Here is a 17,375-nt window from a genome sequence, read left to right as displayed (position 1 = left end):
GTCCCGTCCCCCGCATCCATCACGAAAGGACCGACGTCTTGAAGATCCGAATGGTGTTGTGCGCGAGCGTCGTCGCGCTCGGCGTGGGTGCCGGCACGGTGGCGGCAGCCCCCGCGCCGCCCCACGAGACGAGGACCGTGCCGTCGACCGACTTCGACGGGGCGGAGCCGAAGAACCGGGCGGAGCTGAAGTCCGCCCTCGACGGAGTCCACCGGGCCGGGATTCCGGGCGTGTACGCCGAGGTGCGCGATGCCGGCCGGACATGGCGCGGCGCCTCCGGGGTCGCCGATGTCAGGACCGGCCGCCCCGTCACGCCCGACATGCGGCACCGCGTCGGCAGCATCACCAAGACCTTCACCGCCGCGGCGATCATGCAGCAGGTCGAGCAGGGCCGGATCAGGCTCGACGCGCCGATCGGCGACCATCTGCCGCATCTCGTACCGGGAGAGCGCGGCAGGAAGATCACCGTACGGATGCTGCTCAACAACACCAGCGGCATCCCGGACTACATCCCCTACGCGTTCCCGTCCCTCCAGGGGTTCCCGGACGTCTCGTCCACGAGCCTGGACGACAACCGGTTCCGGCGGTTCCACCCCGTCGAGCTGATCAGGCTGGGGCTCGACGCACCCCCCACCGGCGAGCCCGGAGGTCCGGTCGGGGTGTACTCGAACACCAACTACCTGCTGCTCGGCCAACTCCTGGAGCGGGTGACCGGCACCACGGCCGAGAAGTACATCACCCGGAACGTCATCGAGCGCGCCGGGCTCCGCGACACCGGGTTCCCGACCGGCCCACGCATCGAGGGGCCGCACTCGCGGATGTACGAGGCCCTGTGGGGCGCGCTCGAACCGCCGCGCGACTACAGCGTCTACGACATGTCCTGGACCGGGACGGGAGCCGCGCTGGTGTCGACCATGCCGGATCTCAACCGCTTCTACGGCAGGCTCCTCGACGGCGGGATCGTCAGCCGGTCGTCGCTGACGGAGATGCAGCGCACGATCCCGGTCGTCGCCCTGGACGGAACGATGATCCAGTACGGACTCGGCCTGCACCGCCTCGACATCCCGGGATGCGGAACCTTCTGGGGCCACGACGGCACGGTCTGGGGGGCCGGAACGGTCTCCTGGACCCGCTCCGACGGCGCCCGCCAGATGTCCTTCGGCGTCAATCTCCAGAGGTGGAACGAGGTGGACTCCTCCGGTACCCCGCGGCACCACCCCATCGACGACGCACTGGCGACACTCGACCACCGGGGCCTGTGCGCCCCGGACCGGGGAGCGCGACCGGACGGGTCCTAGCCCGCCGCCCGCGTCGCGAGGTTCTCCACGCGCGACGCGAGATTCTGCTCGAACCGTTCGATCAGCAGCCGGGCCAGCTCCGGGGACGGGCCGAGGACGTCCGCCAGGTGGTCGGCCTCCGCCGAGCCCGCCGCGATGCGGTCCGGCAGCCGGCCGGGGGCGATGACGTACGGGGCCACCGCCACGCGGCGCACGCCGTCGGCGCGCAGCGCGCGGACGGCGTCCTCGGTCCGTGGGAGTGATGCGGAGGCGAACGCAGGCCGCACGGAGCACCAACCGGTGCGCCGCAGCTCCCGCGCCGTTTCTGCGATCGCTGCGATCGCCTCCGGGTCCGTGGAGCCCGCCGAGGCCAGGACGACCCCGGTCGAGCTCTTTTCGCCGGGGGTCAGCCCGGCCTCGTACAGCCGTCGCTCCACCGTCGCGACGAGCAGCGGCGAGGGGCCGAGCACCTCCGCGCGGCGGATCCGCAGGGCGGGAGGTGCCTGGCCCAGGACGGCGGGGATGTCGGCCTTCGCGTGGAAGGCCCGGGTCAGCAGCAGCGGCAGGGCCACCACGTCCCGTACCCCGTCGGCCGCGAGCCGGTCCAGGACTCCCGGTACCGACGGCAGGTTGAAGTCCAGGAACGCCGTCTCCACGCGCAGCCCGGGCCGCAGCGCCCGGGCACGGCGCACCAGCGCGTGCACGGTCGCCGCGTGCCGCGGATCGCGGCTGCCGTGGGCGATGACGAGAAGAACGGGGGCGCTCATGTCAGGCCTTCACCAGCAGTCCGCGACGGCGCAGTACCGCGCGCTCCAGCGGGCTGAAGATCAGCAGGTCGATGGCGACACCGACGAGCAGGATCAGGATGATCGCGAGGAAGATCCCCGGCATGTCGAAGTTGTTCCGGCCGTTCTCCAGCAACTGGCCGAGTCCCAGACCCAGGTCGGGCGAGGAGGCGATGATCTCGGCGGCCATCAGCGAACGCCAGGAGAAAGCCCAGCCCTGCTTCAGACCCGCGAGATAGCCCGGCAGCGCGGCCGGCATCACGATGTGCCAGGCACCCTTGAGCCCGGTGGCCCCGAGGGTGCGTCCGGCCCGCAGGAAGAGCGGCGGGACCTGGTCGACGCCGGCCACCAGACCGTTGGCGATCGACGGCACGGCGCCCAGCAGGATCACCGTGTACATCATCGAGTCGTTGAGCCCGATCCACAGCACGGCCGGGGCGACCCAGGCCACGGACGGCAGCGACTGCAGTCCCGCGAGGACCGGTCCGATGGCGGCCCGGACGAACTTCACCCGGGCGACGAGCAGACCCAGCGGGGTGCCGATCGCGAGCGCCATCAGGAAGCCGAGCAGGGCGCGCGACACGCTGGTCCAGAGGACTTCGAGGAGCGTGCCCTCCATCCACATGGTGGTCACGCTGTCCCACACCGCGGACGGCGGCGGCAGCTTGGACTCGTCGGTGACCTTGGCCATCACCAGGAGCTGCCACACCACCAGCACCAGGGCGACGGCGATGACGGGCGGCAGGACCTTGCCGGTGAGGACCTCGCGCACCGGGGTGCGGCGGACCTGCACCGCGTCCAGCGCGTCGAGGCCCGCCTCCAGACCGGCCAGGTCGTCGGCCTTCGCGGCCGTCGTGGTGGTCGTGTCAGTGCTGGCCATGGCGGCGGATCTCCCCACGCAGTTCTTCGGTGATCTCGACGGAGAGCTCCGCCACGGCGGCGTCCTCGATGCGGCGCGGCTGCGGGATGTCGATGGTCCACTCCCGGGCGATCCGCCCCGGCCGGGACGACAGCAGCACCACGCGCTCGGCCAGCCGCACGGCCTCGCGCACGTTGTGGGTGACGAACAGCACCGACAGCCGCGTCTCCCGCCAGATGCGGGTCAGCTCGTCGTGCAGCACGTCGCGGGTGATCGCGTCGAGCGCCGCGAACGGCTCGTCCATCAGCAGCAGATCGCTGGCCTGGGCGAGCGCCCGGGCCAGCGCCACACGCTGGCGCATACCGCCGGACAGCTCGTGCACCCGCTTGCCGTACGAGCCGGAGAGCCGCACCAGTTCGAGCAGGCGCTCGGCCTCCGGGCGGCGCTCGGCCTTCGGCACCCCGCGCAGCCGCAGGGCCAGTTCGATGTTCTTGCCCGCGGTGAGCCACGGGAAGAGGGCGTGCTCCTGGAACATCAGGGCCGGCCGGCCGCCGGGGGTCTCGATGGACCCCGCGGACGGCCGGTCGAGCCCGGCGACCAGGTTGAGCAGGGTGGACTTTCCGCACCCCGAGGCGCCCAGGAGGGTGACGAACTCGCCCGGGGCGACATCGAGCGAGATGTCGTCGAGCACGAGCTGTCCGCCGCTGGGTCCGCCGAAGGACTTCGAGACGTGCTCGATACGGGCGGCGTGCGTCACCGCCGTACGGTCGTCGGCCTTGGCGAGCGTCGCGGTCGTGGCCATGGTCGTCACCTCCTGGGTATGAGCTGCGGACTGGTTACTTGACGCCGAGACCGGCGTCGGCGACCTCGGGCTGCCCGGCGGTCTTCAGGACCTTGTTGAGCGGCTTCAGGTCGTAGATGCCGGCCAGGTCGGGCTGCTTGAGCAGACCGGCCTTCACCGCGTGGTCCGCCTGGGCCTGCAGGGTGGCGGCCAGCGGGTCGTTGATGAACTGGATCGACGGCCAGGCACCGTCGAGGACCTTCGCGCCGAGCGGCTTGCCGGTGAGCTCCTCGAGCTTGGCGTTGGCCGACTCCTTGGCCTTCGCCTGGTTGGCGTTGATCCACTCGTTGGTCTTCACCGTGCCGCGCAGGACCGCCTCGACGACGTCCGGGTGCTCGCTGAGGAACTTCTGCGACACGATGATGTTCGTGATCACGAACTTCTTCTCGGGCCACAGCGTGGACTCGTCGAGCAGGACCTTGCCGCCCTCGCTGACCAGCTTGGAAGCGGTCGGCTCCGGCACCCAGGCACCGTCGATCGAGCCGGACTTGTAGGCGTCCGGGGTGACCTTGTTGTCCGTACGGAGCACGGAGACGTCGCCCTTGCCGCTCTGGGCGTCGACCTTCCAGCCCTTCTCCGAGATCCAGTTGAGGAAGGCCACGTCCTGCGTGTTGCCGAGCTGCGGGGTGGCGATCTTCTTGCCCTTGACGTCGTCGAGGGACTTGATCCTGTCCGGGTTCACGACCAGCTTCACACCACCCGACGCGGAGCCGGAGACGATGCGGAGGTTCTTGCCCTTGGACTTGGTGTAGCCGTTGATCGCGGGGGAGGGGCCGATGAAGCCGATGTCGATCGAGTCGGCGTTGAGCGCCTCGATCTCGGAGGGGCCGGCGTTGAAGGTCGAGACCTTCAGCTGCGTGCCGCCCAGCTCCTTCTGGATGATGCCCTCCTGATCGCCCACCAGGGCGGTGGCATGCGTCAGGTTCGGGAAGTACCCGAGTCGTACCGTGTCGGCCGAGAGCTTCTCGCCCTCGGCGGCCACCTTCTTCTCGTCGTTCTTGGCCTGTGAGCCGTAGCCGCAGGAGGCGAGTGCGCCGATCAGCAGCGGCAGGGCCGCGGCGGCGGCGAGTGAGCGGCGCAGGGTGGTACGGGAGGCAGGCACGGAGGTGTTCCCCTCAGGGTCTTCGAAGTCTTCTTCGTCTGTGTCGTTCGGAGTGCAGCGGGTGGAGCGGGATCGCGCCGCGTACGCGGCGCATCGGCGTCAGCACGCACATCGCGCGACACCTCCGCGGCCCGCGCCGAGCGCGCCGGAACCCACCCGGCCGCCCTCCTTGGCGAAGGTGCTGTAGACGTCGATGCTCATCAGAAGTCCCACCCTTCGTCCTCGGTGGTCTCCGTGACGGCCGCCGCCTCGGCGCCGGCGAACGCCTCGCCCGCCATGCCCGCCGCGAGCGTGGTTCCGTCCGCGGGGTCGATCAGCAGGAACGAGCCGGTACGGCGGGAGTCGGCGTACGCGTCGAGCGCGAGCGGCTCGGCGGTACGGACCTTGACGCGGCCGATGTCGTTGGCGACCAGCTGCCCCGGCTCGGGGTGCTGGGAGAGGTCGTCCAGGGTCAGCCGGGACGGGATCTCCTTGACGATCGCCTTGACCGTACGGGTGGTGTGCTTCAGCAGCACCCGCTGCCCGACGGTCAGCGGCTGGTCCGCCACGTGGCAGACCGTCGCCTCGACGTCCTGGCTGGTGGCGGGGGCGTCACCGGCCGGCGCGAGGAGGTCGCCGCGCGAGATGTCGATGTCGTCGGCCAGCCTTATCGTCACCGACTGCGGGGCCCAGGCGATGTCGACCGACTCGCCCAGCGCGTCGATCGCGGTGATCGTGGACGTCCTGCCGGAGGGCAGGACGGTGATCTGCTCGCCGACCCGGAAGGCGCCGGCCGCGATCTGCCCCGCGTAGCCCCGGTAGTCCGGGTGCTCGGCGGTCTGCGGACGGATCACGTACTGCACCGGGAAGCGCGCGTGGCAGGCCGTCAGGTCATGGCTGACCGGGACCGTCTCCAGGTGCTCCAGGACGGTCGGACCGCCGTACCAGTCCATGTTGGCGGACGGCTCCACCACGTTGTCGCCGGCCAGCGCCGAGATCGGGATCGCGGTGATCTCCGGGACGCCGAGCTCGGAGGCGTACCGCGTGAACTCCTCGGCGATCGCGGCGAAGACGGGCTCCGCGTAGTCGACGAGGTCCATCTTGTTCACGGCCAGGACCACGTGCGGCACCCGCAGCAGCGCGGCGACGGCCGCGTGGCGGCGGGTCTGCTCGACCACACCGTTACGGGCGTCGACCAGGACCACGGCCAGCTCGGCGGTCGAGGCGCCGGTGACCATGTTCCGGGTGTACTGCACGTGCCCGGGGGTGTCGGCGAGGATGAACCGGCGGCGCGGGGTCGCGAAGTAGCGGTAGGCCACGTCGATGGTGATGCCCTGCTCGCGCTCGGCGCGCAGTCCGTCGGTCAGCAGCGCCAGGTCGGGCGCTTCCTGGCCGCGCTTGAGGGACGCGGCCTCGACGGCCTCCAGCTGGTCGGTGAGGACCGACTTGGAGTCGTGCAGGAGGCGTCCCACCAGGGTGGACTTGCCGTCGTCGACGGAGCCCGCGGTGGCGAAGCGCAGCAGGGTGGTGGCCGCCACGTCGGCGAACTGCTCGGTGGTGCTCGTCATGGCTAGAAGTACCCTTCGCGCTTGCGGTCTTCCATCGCGGCCTCGGACATCTTGTCGTCGGCGCGGGTCGCGCCCCGCTCGGTGAGGCGGGAGGCGGCGATCTCGGCGATCACGGCGTCGAGCGTGGTCGCGTCGGAGTCGACGGCGCCCGTGCAGGACATGTCACCGACGGTGCGGTAGCGGATGAGCCGCGTCTCCACCGTCTCGGACTCCTTCGGACCGCCCCACTCGCCGGCCGTCAGCCACATGCCGCTGCGGGCGAACACCTCGCGCTCGTGGGCGAAGTAGATCTCGGGGAGTTCGATCTTCTCCCGCTGGATGTACTGCCACACGTCGAGCTCGGTCCAGTTGGAGAGCGGGAAGACGCGGACGTGCTCGCCGGGGGCGTGGCGGCCGTTGTAGAGCTGCCACAGCTCCGGGCGCTGGCGGCGCGGGTCCCACTGCGAGAACTCGTCGCGCAGCGAGAACACCCGCTCCTTGGCGCGGGCCTTCTCCTCGTCGCGACGGCCGCCGCCGAAGACCGCGTCGAAACGGTGCTGCTGGATCGCCTCGGTCAGCGGCACCGTCTGGAGCGGGTTGCGCGTCCCGTCGGGACGCTCGCGCAGCTTCCCGGCGTCGATGTACTCCTGCACGGAGGCGACGTGCAGCCGCAGCCCGTGCTGCGCCACGACGCGGTCGCGGTACTCGATGACCTCGGGGAAGTTGTGACCCGTGTCGACGTGCAGCAGCGTGAACGGCACCGGCGCGGGCGCGAACGCCTTGAGCGCCAGGTGCAGCATGACGATGGAGTCCTTGCCGCCGGAGAAGAGGATCACCGGCCGCTCGAACTCGCCCGCCACCTCACGGAAGATGTGGACGGCCTCGGACTCGAGCGAGTCCAGGTGCGACAGCGCGAACGGGCTGTCGGTCTCCTCATGAACATGGGCAACGGTGGTGGTCACGCCAGGCCCCTCTCGGTGAGCAGCGCGTGGAGCTGCGCCGCGGACTCCTGCACGGTCTGGTTCTGGGACTCGATCCGCAGATCGGGGTTCCGCGGCTCGTCGTACGGGTCGTCGACCCCGGTCAGGCCGCTGAGCTCGCCCGCGGCCTGCTTGGCGTACAGCCCCTTCACATCGCGTACGGAGCACACGTCCACCGGAGTGGCGACATGCACCTCGACATAGGGGGTGCCCTCGGACTGGTGACGCTTGCGGACGGCCTCGCGGCTGTCCTCGTACGGAGCGATGACCGGGACCAGGACCTTCACGCCGTTCGAGGCCAGCAGCTCGGAGACGAATCCGATCCGCTGCACGTTGGTGTGCCGGTCCTCGCGGCCGAAGCCGAGGCCCGCGGAGAGGAACTCGCGGATCTCGTCGCCGTCGAGCACCTCGACGCGGTGGCCCTCGCCGCGCAGCGTGGCGGCGAGTTCGTATGCGATCGTGGTCTTGCCGGCGCTCGGCAGGCCCGTGAGCCAGATGGTGGCACCGGTCACGTGGTTCTCCTGGGAAGTCTCTGTGGTGGTCATCAGCCGTGCAGCCCGCATTCGGTCTTGGTCCGGCCGGCCCAGCGGCCGGCCCTGGCGTCCTCGCCCTCGGCGACGCGGCGGGTGCAGGGCGCGCAGCCGACGGAGGCGTAACCGTCCATGAGGAGCGGGTTGGTGAGGACGCCGTGCTCGGCGACGTACGCGTCGACGTCGTCCTGCGTCCAGCGGGCGATGGGGGAGATCTTGACCTTCTGCCGCTTCTCGTCCCAGCCGACGACCGGGGTGTTCGCCCGGGTCGGGGACTCGTCCCGGCGCAGCCCCGTCGCCCAAGCGCGGTACGCGGTCAGGCCGTCCTCGAGCGGCTTGACCTTGCGCAGGGCGCAGCACAGGTCCGGGTCGCGGTCGTGCAGCTTCGCGCCGTGCTCGGCGTCCTGCTCCTCCACCGACCGACGCGGGGTCAGGGTGATGACGTTGACGTCCATCACCGCGTCGACCGCGTCCCGGGTGCCGATGGTCTCGGGGAAGTGGTAGCCGGTGTCGAGGAAGACGACGTCGACTCCGGGCATGGCGCGCGAGGCGAGGTGGGCGACCACGGCGTCCTCCATGGAGGAGGTGACGCAGAAGCTCTTGCCGAAGGTGTCGGCCGCCCAGCGGAGGATCTCCAGTGCGGAGGCGTCCTCCAGGTCGCGGCCGGCCTGCTCGGCGATCGCCTTCAGGTCGGTGGCCTCGGCGGCCTGAGTCGTCGTCATATCGGATCCCCTCCAGTGGAGTTGCTCGAAGTGCCCGGAGCGAGGAGCCCCAGGAACTTCAACTGGAAGGCTCGACTGCACGCCCGGCATTCCCAGGCTCCGTGACCGTTCTCGTGCGGGAACAGGTCCTCGTCGCCGCAGTACGGGCAGTAGAAGGGCGCGGCTCGCTCGCTCATACTGTGTCCCTCGTTTCGCTCTCCCCCGTAGCCCTTCGGGCACGGGAGGTGCCCCCAGCGCTCACGAAAGGGCCTCTTCCGAGGCGCGCGCCGCCCAGGTGGCGAAGCGCTCGCCGTCCTCGCGCTGCTCCTGGAAGCGCGTGAGGACCCGCTCGACGTAGTCCGGCAGCTCGGCCGAGGTGACCTTCAGGCCACGGACCTTGCGGCCGAAGCCGGCCTCCAGGCCGAGGGCGCCGCCCAGGTGGACCTGGTAGCCCTCGACGCGGTTGCCCTCGTCGTCGAGGACCAGCTGGCCCTTGAGACCGATGTCCGCCACCTGGATACGGGCGCAGGCGTTGGGGCAGCCGTTGATGTTGATGGTGATCGGCTCGTCGAACTCGGGGATGCGGCGCTCGAGTTCGTCGATGAGCGAGGCGCCGCGCGCCTTGGTCTCGACGATCGCCAGCTTGCAGAACTCGATGCCGGTGCAGGCCATCGTGCCGCGCCGGAACGGCGAGGGGTTGACCCGCAGGTCCAGGGACTCGAGGGCGGAGACGATCGACTCGACCTGCCCCTCCTCGATGTCCAGGACGATCATCTTCTGCTCGGCGGTGGTACGGACCCGGCCCGAACCGTGCGCCTCGGCGATCTCCGCGATCTTGGTGAGCGTGGTGCCGTCGACCCGGCCGACGCGCGGCGCGAAGCCGACGTAGTAGCGGCCGTCCTGCTGCTTGTGGACGCCCACGTGGTCGCGCCACTGGCCGGCGGGCTGCGCCGGGGCGGGCCCGTCCGTCAGCTTCCGCTTCAGGTACTCGTCCTCCAGGATCCGGCGGAACTTCTCGGGACCCCAGTCGGCGACGAGGAACTTCAGGCGGGCGCGGGTGCGCAGCCGGCGGTAGCCGTAGTCGCGGAAGATCGAGATGACGCCCTCGTAGACGTCCGGGACCTCGTCGAGCGAGACCCAGGTGCCGAGGCGGACGCCCAGCTTGGGGTTGGTGGAGAGACCGCCGCCGACCCAGACGTCGAAGCCGGGGCCGTGCTCCGGGTGGTTCACGCCGACGAAGGCGATGTCGTTGATCTCGTGCGCCACGTCGAGCAGCGGCGAGCCCGAGACGGCCGACTTGAACTTACGGGGCAGGTTGGAGAAGTCCTTGTTGCCCACGATCCGGCGGTAGATCTCGTCGATGGCGGGGGTGCCGTCGATGATCTCGTCCTCGGCGATCCCGGCGACCGGGGAGCCGAGGATGACGCGCGGGGTGTCACCGCAGGCCTCGGTGGTCGACAGACCGACCGCCTCCAGGCGGTTCCAGATCTCCGGGACGTCCTCGATGCGGATCCAGTGGTACTGGACGTTCTGCCGGTCGGTGATGTCGGCGGTGCCCCGCGCGAACTCCTGCGAGATCTCGCCGACGACCCGCAGCTGTTCGGTCGTCAGCCGGCCGCCGTCGATACGGACCCGGAGCATGAAGTACTCCGCGTCCAGCTCCTCCGGCTCCAGGACACCGGTCTTGGTGCCGTCGAGGCCTTCCTTGCGCTGGGTGTAGAGGCCCCACCACCGCATACGGCCGCGCAGGTCGTTGGGGTCGATGGAGTCGAATCCACGCTTGGAGTAGATCGTCTCAATACGTGTCCGCACATTGAGACCGTCGTCGTCCTTCTTGAACTGCTCATTGCCGTTCAGCGGGGTGAAGTGCCCCACGGCCCACTGACCCTCGCCACGGTGACGGCTCACCTTGCGGCGGGGCGTTGCGGGTGCGGGGTTTTCGGGGGTGGCGGCCATGGCGTTTTGTCCTTCGGGACTGCGGGAGGGCGGCTCTGACCTGCACACTCGTGCTGCGGTCAGGGGACGGCGCGACGGTGCGCAGTGGGTGGGTCAGAAAGGGAGATCGCGGCGGTGCTGGTTCTCTCAGCGCACCGGACACATGGCGCTGGACATGCGGCCGAGGTCGACGTGCCGCCGACTCACCAAGGCAATTCCAGTTCCAGACATGACGGAAGCGTGTCACGGGACTTTGGACCCAGTCCAGCTTCGTCCGGAATGTGGACACGACCGTCCCGCATCGCGAGACGGTGTGCCGTGGGTCACTTTCGGCTGGTCAGGAAGGTGTCAGGCGTGTGCGCCGGGCCAGGGGCCGGGCGTCTCGGACTCCTCGACCTCCTCCACCTTGGTGTCGAAGAGCCGGAAGCCCCGCCGCAGATAGTTGTCCATCGCGTGCGGTCCGTCCAGCGAGCAGGTGTGGAGCCACACCCGGCGCGTCTCCTCGCGGTCCGGCCAGCGGTCGGCCAGGTCCCAGGCGCGCTGGACACCGTACGAGAGCAGATGGCCGCCGATCCGGCGCCCGCGGAAGGCCGGGATCAGTCCGAAGTAGACGATCTCGACGACACCGTCGTCCTGCGGGTCGAGCTCGACGTATCCGGCCGGTGTGCCCCGGTCGTAGGCGACCCAGATCTCGGCCCCGGGCTTCTCGACGATCTCCAGCCACTGCTTGTACGTGAGCGACAGCCGATCGTTCCAGCGGATGTCAGCCCCGACCGCCGTATAGAGGAAGCGGCTGTATTCGGGAGAGGGCACCTCGGCCCGCTTGATCGTGACCTCGTCGCCCTCGGGGACGGGGGAGGGCCGGAGGTCGGACGGCGCGGTCTGTTCGAGGGACCAGGTGGTGAGAGTGATGCTCATACGTCCATCGCATCATGCGGAGCGTCCGGATCCCACAGGGGTCCTCCCGCGGGACCCCTCACACCGGCGTCGGCCCCGTGCGGGCGGTCCGGACCGCGGGGGCCGTCGAGTGGGGCAGGAGGTCGGCCGGGTGGGCCGGGGCGACGATCTCGACCTCCACCTCCTCGCTGAAGCGGTACGGGCGGTGTGCCAGCACGCTCGCCAGATTGCGGCGGACCCGCGACATCTCCGCCCGTACCGTCACCGTCCTCGTCCGGTCGCCGAACACGTCCTCGGCCAGCTCCGCCGCCGTCCGCCCGTCGCGGTGCCGGGCCAGGACGTACAGCAGCTCGGCGTGGCGCGGGCTCAGCTCCTGCGTCCAGCTGCCCGCCGCGCCCGACACCGCCACCGTCCAGCGGCGCGGCCGGCTCAGATCGAGCACCACCCGGCTCGCCGCCCGCGCCTCCGAGGCCGCCGCCCGGGTCTCCTCCTCGACCCGCAGCAGCCAGCCCCCCGGCAGGGGCTCCACCGCGCACATCCCCAGCGACGGCAACCAGGTGCGCCCCGCGCGGAACGACTTCGGCAGCGCGAAGCGGTCCACCGGCGCCATCCCGGTCACCGCCGCCGTCCAGCCGTGCGTGTCCACCGCCACCGCCCGGCCGCCCACCCGGCACAGGATCGGCGCGGCCACCGAGCGCAGCCGCTCGATCGACCGCAGATGGCGGTCGCGCATCTCCGCCTCGGCGAGCTGCGCCACCGAGCCGACCAGCGCCAGCGTCGCCGGATGGAAGCTGGACGCCGGACCGCTCACATCCACGATCCCGAGGAGTCGCTGGTCGCGCGGATCGTGGACCGGCGCCGCGGCGCAGGTCCAGTTGTGGAGCGTCTGCACGTAGTGCTCGGCCGAGTGGACCTGGACGGCCCGACGCATCGCCAGCGCCGTCCCCACCGCGTTCGTGCCGGTGGTGTGCTCGGTCCAGGCCGCGCCCTCCTCCAGACAGATCCCGTTGGCCTGCCGCAGCACCGAGGAGTTGCCCTCCCGCCAGAGCACCCGGCCCTGCTCGTCGGTGACCACCATGATCTGCATCGAGGCGTCCGCGATCCCCGCGAGCCCGGTGCTCAGGGTGCGCATCACCTCGCCGAGCACCGTCGACCGCCGCCGCTCCTCCAGCTCGTCGCGCTGGAGGAGCACACTGCTCGTGGTCTGGTCCGGGTCGAGGCCGAGCCGGAACATCCGCTGCCAGGAGGCGTCGATGACCGGACGGGGCGCGATCGGAGGGACGCGTCCGGCCAGCGTCTCCTCCCGGACCCGGTGCAGCAGTCGGGTCGCCTGGGCGGCGTCCATGGTGGACAGCCGCTTCATGTCGAGCCGAGTGTTGTTCAGCTGAGTGTTCTTCATCGGTCTCTCCCAGCCACCTGCAGTGCTGTATCGGTTCTGCTGCATTCCCGGGTCGTGGTGCCCATCGTGCCGCCCCGTGCCGTCCGGCAGAGCGCGTTTCGGGTAATCCTGCAACCCTTTGCAACTCTGGCCGCAACCGCTCTCGTACACGAGGGTGGTGCGAGCGGAGGGTGGTGCCGTGTCGGCGCAGCACCACCCTCGGCTTTTCCGCGCGTGCCGACCCTTTTTCGGGTCCACCCCTGGCGCGCGCGGCTCAGCTTTACTCGCGCGCGCCGGGGGCGTGCGCCCGAGGGGTCAGGCTTCCACGCGCGCTCTCTCCACCACCGCCCGCAGATCCAGCGTGGTCGGCAGCGTCCCGAACGCCGAGCCCCGGTCGCCGCCCAGCCGCGAGGCGCAGAACGCGTCCGCCACCTCCGCCGGCGCCCACCGCACCAGCAGCGCACCCTGGAGCACCAGCGCCATCCGCTCCACGAGCCGCCGGGCCCGCCCCTCGATCCCGTCCAGGTCGGCCAGTTCGGTCAGCGTCCCCTTGATCGCCCCGTCGAGCCGGTGGTCCGCGCCCCGCGCCCTCCCCACCTCCGTCAGGAAGGCGTTCAGCGCCATCGGCTCCCTCTGCAACGCCCGAAGCACATCCAGCGCCTGCACATTGCCGGAGCCCTCCCAGATCGAGTTGAGCGGTGACTCGCGCAGCAGCCGCGGCATCCCCGACTCCTCCACATAGCCGTTGCCGCCCAGGCACTCCAGGGCCTCCGCCACCATCGGCGTACACCGCTTCGTCACCCAGTACTTCGCCGCCGGCACGGCGATCCGCAGGAAAGCGCGCTCCGCCTCCGTGTCGGCGTCGTACGCCGCCGCCAGCCGCATCCCGAGCACCGTCGCCGCCTCCGACTCCAGCGCCAGATCGGCCAGCACATTACGCATCAGCGGCTTGTCGACGAGCGGACCGCCGAACGCGCCGCGGTACGCGCAGTGGTGCACGGCCTGCGTCAGCGCCTGCCGCATCAGCGCAGCCGAACCCAGCACGCAGTCGAGCCGGGTCGCCGCCACCATCCCGATGATGGTGCGGACCCCGCGCCCCTCGTCCCCGACCCGGCGCGCCCAGGTCGTCCCGTCGAACTCCACCTCGGCGGAGGCGTTCGAGCGGTTCCCCAGCTTGTCCTTGAGCCGCTGGATCGCGAACGCGTTGCGCGTACCGTCCTCCAGGACCCGCGGCACGAGGAAGCAGCTCAGCCCTCCCGGGGCCTGGGCGAGGACCAGGAAGCCGTCCGACATCGGCGCCGAGCAGAACCACTTGTGCCCGGTCAGCACGTACTCGCCGGCCCCGGACAGCGGCCGCGCCTCCGTCGTGTTCGCCCGTACGTCGCTGCCGCCCTGCTTCTCCGTCATCCCCATCCCGAGCAGCGCCCCCGCCTTCTCACCGGGCGGCCGCAGCCCCTCCTCGTACGCGTGCGAGGTCAGCAGCGGCTCCCATACGGCGGCGAGCGCGGGGTCCGTCCGCAGCGCGGGCACCGCGGCATGGGTCATCGACAGCGGGCAGCCGTGCCCCGCCTCGGTCTGCGTCGCGAGCATGAACCCCGCCGCCCGGCGCACATGACCACCCGGACGGCCCCAGGCATCGGTCAGACCCGCACCCACCGAGTGCCCCAGGAGCCGGTGCCAGGCCGGATGGAACTCCACCTCGTCGATCCGGTTCCCGTACCGGTCGTGCGTACGCAGCAGCGGCGGGTTCTCGTTCGCGAGGGTCCCCCACTTCTGCCCCTGCGCCGACCCGGCGGACCGGCCCTGGGCGACGAGCTCCTCGCGCGCTTCCGCGAAGATCTCCGGCGCAAGATGACGCTCGACGGCCTCCGTCAGGGCCCGGTCGGACGTGTACGCGTCGTATCCCACCAGGGGCGGAGCCTGGTTGGTCACTGTGTGGGTGGTGGCTGCCATGCCGATACGGTAAGGAGGTGCAGGCAGCAAACGAAACACCCGAGCGGCGGCCCAGGAGCAGACTCCACCGGGCGCGAGTCCTCTACCGCAACGTCTCGAAGCGGAAGATGGTCTGGCTGCTCCTGAAGGACACCGTCAACTCGTGCATCGAGTACCGCATCCTCGGCCTCGCCGCCGAAGCGGCGTTCTTCACCCTTCTGTCCCTTCCCCCGCTGCTGCTCGGTCTGATCGCGCTCCTCGGCTACGCCGACGACTGGACCAACACCGACACCGTCGCGAGCATCCAGGAGAACATCCTCCGCGCCGCCGGAACGGTCCTCTCCGACCGCGGCGTACGGGACATCGCCAAACCCCTCCTGGACGACGTCACCCAGGGCCAACGCCCCGAACTCATCTCGCTCGGCTTCGCCATCGCCCTCTGGTCCGGCTCGCGCGCCGTGAACGTCTTCATCGACACCATCACCGTGATGTACGGGCTCGACGGACACCGCGGCATCGTCAAGACCCGGCTGCTCGCCTTCCTGCTCTACCTCGTGGCGCTGCTCATCGGCGCGGTCGTCCTGCCGCTCGCCGTCGTCGGCCCGGACCGGGTGGTGGAGCTGATCCCGTGGGGCACGGAAGTCGTCGCCGTCCTCTACTGGCCGGTCGTCATCCTGCTCTCCATCGCCTTCCTGACGACGCTGTACCACGTGTCCGTCCCGGTCCGCTCCCCGTGGATCGAGGACATCCCCGGCGCGCTGGTGGCCCTCGGGATGTGGGTGCTCGGCAGCTTCCTGCTGCGGATCTATCTGACCAGCCAGGTCGAGGGACCCACGATCTACGGCTCGCTCGCCGCGCCCATCGCCGTCCTGCTCTGGATCGGCATCTCGGCCTTCGCCGTGCTCGTCGGCGCGGCGGTGAACGCGGCGATCGACCGTGTCTGGCCCTCCGTGGCCACCGCCGCCGCCCGCGAGGCCAGCGACCGCGCCCGCGCCGCCCAGGCCGCCGACCTCGTCGCCCGGCTGCGCGCGGAGGCGGACGACGTCGACGAGGACGACCCGGACATGCCGTCGGAGTTCCCCGAGCGCTGGTCCCGGTTCCTGCCTCCGGACGACGTCAAGTCGCGCCTGCACTCGGGCTGGGAGAAGGACTAGGGCGGAGAAGGCCGGTGCCTCAGGCGGCGGTCTTGAGGACGGTGGCGAAGGGGATGACGACGGTTCCGGTCAGGATCGTCTCGACTCCGTACTTGTCATCGGGATCGAGGTTCCAGCCCGACACCCTTCCATGCGCGTTGAGCGGGGAGACGGCCGCGTACATGTCCGAATCCTCGCCCAGGAGCCGGATCGCGACGACATAGCGCTGCTTCCGCGTCACGTTGATGATGTTGTTGTTGTGGGTCAGCTCGCCCATGTAGAAGACGTAGTCCCCGCATTCCTCCGGACACTCGACCATGTCCGTCTCTCCCTCCCACCAGGAGTGCAGGGGGTACACGAAGGCGTCGTCGACCCGTCCGCGGTCCTTCCTCAGCACGGTGATGTCCCCGTCGACCTCCAGACTCTCGTAGTCGGCTCCCTTGGGCACCTGCACCACCACGTTCTCGACCTGGCCCGTCCCCGGATCGAACCAGTCCCCGGGATCGACGATCAGCCCTGTCGCGAGCAGGCGCCGTGTCGGCAGTCCGGCGTAGAGCTCGCTGTCCGCCGTTTCCTCGACGTCCTCCGTGGCCCCGGCGAGCTTCTTCGCGTCCCCGGTGAATTGCGAGGTTCTGCCCTTCACCCAGAACACGCTGCTGATGACGCTGACGGGCACCTTTCCCGTGTTCTGCAGGGAGAAGGTCACCGGGACGTGGATCACCGGCTCCCTCGGGTCCAGCTCCGGCTTGCCGAACTTGGCGCTGAGCGTCACCTGGACGTGTGCCGCGTACGGCTGGTACGCCGCCGAGTAGGCGAAGTTCGCGGCGGCGAGCAGCGCGGTCGCGAGCACGCCCGCGGCGACCTTCCGGGGGTGCGGGATGCCCTGCCAGGCCTTCTCCCGGATGACGATCCACGTCGCCCAGATCGCCCAGATCGACAGCGGCATGTAGGTGAGGATCCAGGGCGTGAACTCCATCTCCTCGAACCAGAGGGTCAGAAGCATGGTGTGGACCTGCAGCGCGATGAGAACGCCCACCATGACCAGCAGGCCGGAGTACCGCAGGTTCCGCTTGCCCCAGTAGTCCCGTACCGCGAGAGCGGCCGCCAACTGGAGAAGACCCGCGAGGAAGAAGAGGAAGCCGGTCACCCGCGACGCGAAGGTCAGGGCACCGAAGGCGTCCTCGCTGCCGATGACGATGAGGACGGCGCCCGACATGACCAGGCCCGCCGCCATGGCCGCGGCGGTCACGAGTCTGTCGCGTCTCCGGTCGGGCCAGGTGTCGCTCCCGGCCTCGCGCCAGCAGATCAGCGCGCGGTCGTCGAGGTCCATGTCCGCCGGGAAGCCCTCGCGGACGAGGATGTCCCTGAGTTCGCGCGCCGACCAGGCGGCGCCGACCACCTGATCACCCAGGCGGACCGGTCGCAGACCGCGCTTGTCCGGTGGTTCCACCACCACTCTGGGCAGGTGCATGACTCCAGGTTCGGCCCCGGCGCGTCGG

Annotated in this window: 17 protein-coding genes; 2 read left to right on the top strand and 15 right to left on the bottom strand. The window is 70.4% G+C overall.

The genetic code is table 11. The features are described 5' to 3' along the window. Positions 1–38 precede the first annotated feature (38 nt). Positions 39–1,298 (top strand): serine hydrolase domain-containing protein, encoded by a 1,260-nt coding sequence (locus tag ACFQ7Q_RS08295; RefSeq protein ID WP_383551273.1) that lies wholly within the window; start codon positions 39–41, stop codon positions 1,296–1,298. Here ACFQ7Q_RS08295 and ACFQ7Q_RS08290 read toward each other — a convergent pair. The 14 genes from ACFQ7Q_RS08290 to ACFQ7Q_RS08225 all read right to left on the bottom strand — a co-directional run bounded on the left by ACFQ7Q_RS08290 (position 1,295) and on the right by ACFQ7Q_RS08225 (position 14,764). Further along, the gene (locus tag ACFQ7Q_RS08290; RefSeq protein ID WP_383551271.1) at positions 1,295–2,044 is read right to left on the bottom strand and encodes a sirohydrochlorin chelatase; all 750 of its coding nucleotides are present in this window, start codon (positions 2,042–2,044) and stop codon (positions 1,295–1,297) included. The two genes, ACFQ7Q_RS08295 and ACFQ7Q_RS08290, sit on opposite strands and share 4 nt — an antisense overlap. Position 2,045: 1 nt before the next feature. Beyond that, positions 2,046–2,942, bottom strand: coding sequence for an ABC transporter permease (locus tag ACFQ7Q_RS08285; RefSeq protein WP_383551269.1), 897 nt, complete (start codon positions 2,940–2,942; stop codon positions 2,046–2,048). Continuing rightward, positions 2,929–3,723: an ABC transporter ATP-binding protein gene (locus ACFQ7Q_RS08280; protein WP_383551267.1), complete on the bottom strand. Its 795-nt coding sequence runs from the start codon at positions 3,721–3,723 to the stop codon at positions 2,929–2,931. The genes ACFQ7Q_RS08285 and ACFQ7Q_RS08280 overlap by 14 nt, the downstream gene beginning before the upstream one ends. 34 nt (positions 3,724–3,757) lie before the next feature. After that, entirely contained in the window at positions 3,758–4,864 is a 1,107-nt protein-coding gene (locus ACFQ7Q_RS08275) for an aliphatic sulfonate ABC transporter substrate-binding protein (protein ID WP_383551265.1), read from the bottom strand. Between the two features lie 200 nt (positions 4,865–5,064). After that, on the bottom strand, positions 5,065–6,411 hold the full coding sequence (locus ACFQ7Q_RS08270; RefSeq protein WP_383551264.1) for a sulfate adenylyltransferase subunit 1: 1,347 nt from the start codon (positions 6,409–6,411) through the stop codon (positions 5,065–5,067). A gap of 2 nt (positions 6,412–6,413) precedes the next feature. Then, entirely contained in the window at positions 6,414–7,352 is a 939-nt protein-coding gene (gene cysD / locus ACFQ7Q_RS08265; protein ID WP_383551263.1) for a sulfate adenylyltransferase subunit CysD, read from the bottom strand. Beyond that, the gene (gene cysC, locus ACFQ7Q_RS08260; RefSeq protein WP_383551261.1) at positions 7,349–7,915 is read right to left on the bottom strand and encodes an adenylyl-sulfate kinase; all 567 of its coding nucleotides are present in this window, start codon (positions 7,913–7,915) and stop codon (positions 7,349–7,351) included. Before cysC ends, cysD begins: the two co-directional genes overlap by 4 nt. Next, on the bottom strand, positions 7,915–8,622 hold the full coding sequence (locus ACFQ7Q_RS08255; protein WP_383551259.1) for a phosphoadenylyl-sulfate reductase: 708 nt from the start codon (positions 8,620–8,622) through the stop codon (positions 7,915–7,917). Before ACFQ7Q_RS08255 ends, cysC begins: the two co-directional genes overlap by 1 nt. Further along, positions 8,619–8,798, bottom strand: a complete 180-nt coding sequence (locus ACFQ7Q_RS08250; protein ID WP_383551257.1) for a hypothetical protein — start codon at positions 8,796–8,798, stop codon at positions 8,619–8,621. The genes ACFQ7Q_RS08255 and ACFQ7Q_RS08250 overlap by 4 nt, the downstream gene beginning before the upstream one ends. 61 nt (positions 8,799–8,859) lie before the next feature. After that, positions 8,860–10,557: a nitrite/sulfite reductase gene (locus ACFQ7Q_RS08245; protein WP_383551255.1), complete on the bottom strand. Its 1,698-nt coding sequence runs from the start codon at positions 10,555–10,557 to the stop codon at positions 8,860–8,862. 126 nt (positions 10,558–10,683) lie between these two features. Further along, positions 10,684–10,767 carry a putative leader peptide gene (locus ACFQ7Q_RS08240; protein ID WP_329125294.1) on the bottom strand — a complete coding sequence of 28 codons (84 nt, stop codon included), beginning with the start codon at positions 10,765–10,767 and terminating at the stop codon, positions 10,684–10,686. A 117-nt stretch (positions 10,768–10,884) separates the two neighbouring features. Next, positions 10,885–11,454: a GNAT family N-acetyltransferase gene (locus ACFQ7Q_RS08235; RefSeq protein ID WP_383551252.1), complete on the bottom strand. Its 570-nt coding sequence runs from the start codon at positions 11,452–11,454 to the stop codon at positions 10,885–10,887. 58 nt (positions 11,455–11,512) lie between these two features. Further along, the gene (locus tag ACFQ7Q_RS08230) at positions 11,513–12,832 is read right to left on the bottom strand and encodes a GAF domain-containing protein (protein WP_383551250.1); all 1,320 of its coding nucleotides are present in this window, start codon (positions 12,830–12,832) and stop codon (positions 11,513–11,515) included. A 294-nt stretch (positions 12,833–13,126) separates the two neighbouring features. Next, on the bottom strand, positions 13,127–14,764 hold the full coding sequence (locus tag ACFQ7Q_RS08225; protein ID WP_383551248.1) for an acyl-CoA dehydrogenase family protein: 1,638 nt from the start codon (positions 14,762–14,764) through the stop codon (positions 13,127–13,129). 17 nt (positions 14,765–14,781) lie between these two features. Between ACFQ7Q_RS08225 and ACFQ7Q_RS08220 the strand changes: the two genes are divergently transcribed. After that, a complete protein-coding gene (locus ACFQ7Q_RS08220) occupies positions 14,782–15,897 on the top strand; it encodes a YihY/virulence factor BrkB family protein (protein ID WP_383551246.1) in 1,116 nt (371 codons plus the stop codon). Positions 15,898–15,916: 19 nt separating this feature from the next. On the opposite strand, the gene ACFQ7Q_RS08215 is transcribed toward ACFQ7Q_RS08220, so the two are convergent. Continuing rightward, positions 15,917–17,347: a hypothetical protein gene (locus ACFQ7Q_RS08215; RefSeq protein ID WP_383551244.1), complete on the bottom strand. Its 1,431-nt coding sequence runs from the start codon at positions 17,345–17,347 to the stop codon at positions 15,917–15,919. Between the last annotated feature and the right edge of the window lie 28 nt (positions 17,348–17,375).

Origin of the sequence: Streptomyces sp. NPDC056527 (assembly GCF_042794475.1) — a bacterium.
Taxonomy (GTDB): Bacteria; Actinomycetota; Actinomycetes; order Streptomycetales; family Streptomycetaceae; genus Streptomyces.
Note: the sequence above shows the minus strand (reverse complement) of the source record. Positions and strands in the feature narration are given on the sequence as shown.

Excerpts from the sequence above, each read along its gene's own strand:
- ACFQ7Q_RS08290 (WP_383551271.1), bottom strand. The coding sequence starts at position 2,044 with ATGAGCGCCCCCGTTCTTCTCGTCATCGCCCACGGCAGCCGCGATCCG.
- ACFQ7Q_RS08285 (WP_383551269.1), bottom strand. The coding sequence starts at position 2,942 with ATGGCCAGCACTGACACGACCACCACGACGGCCGCGAAGGCCGACGAC.
- ACFQ7Q_RS08280 (WP_383551267.1), bottom strand. The coding sequence starts at position 3,723 with ATGGCCACGACCGCGACGCTCGCCAAGGCCGACGACCGTACGGCGGTG.
- ACFQ7Q_RS08270 (WP_383551264.1), bottom strand. The coding sequence starts at position 6,411 with ATGACGAGCACCACCGAGCAGTTCGCCGACGTGGCGGCCACCACCCTG.
- cysC (WP_383551261.1), bottom strand. The coding sequence starts at position 7,915 with ATGACCACCACAGAGACTTCCCAGGAGAACCACGTGACCGGTGCCACC.
- ACFQ7Q_RS08255 (WP_383551259.1), bottom strand. The coding sequence starts at position 8,622 with ATGACGACGACTCAGGCCGCCGAGGCCACCGACCTGAAGGCGATCGCC.
- ACFQ7Q_RS08250 (WP_383551257.1), bottom strand. The coding sequence starts at position 8,798 with ATGAGCGAGCGAGCCGCGCCCTTCTACTGCCCGTACTGCGGCGACGAG.
- ACFQ7Q_RS08245 (WP_383551255.1), bottom strand. The coding sequence starts at position 10,557 with ATGGCCGCCACCCCCGAAAACCCCGCACCCGCAACGCCCCGCCGCAAG.
- ACFQ7Q_RS08240 (WP_329125294.1), bottom strand. The coding sequence starts at position 10,767 with ATGTCTGGAACTGGAATTGCCTTGGTGAGTCGGCGGCACGTCGACCTC.
- ACFQ7Q_RS08235 (WP_383551252.1), bottom strand. The coding sequence starts at position 11,454 with ATGAGCATCACTCTCACCACCTGGTCCCTCGAACAGACCGCGCCGTCC.
- ACFQ7Q_RS08230 (WP_383551250.1), bottom strand. The coding sequence starts at position 12,832 with ATGAAGAACACTCAGCTGAACAACACTCGGCTCGACATGAAGCGGCTG.
- ACFQ7Q_RS08225 (WP_383551248.1), bottom strand. The coding sequence starts at position 14,764 with ATGGCAGCCACCACCCACACAGTGACCAACCAGGCTCCGCCCCTGGTG.
- ACFQ7Q_RS08215 (WP_383551244.1), bottom strand. The coding sequence starts at position 17,347 with ATGCACCTGCCCAGAGTGGTGGTGGAACCACCGGACAAGCGCGGTCTG.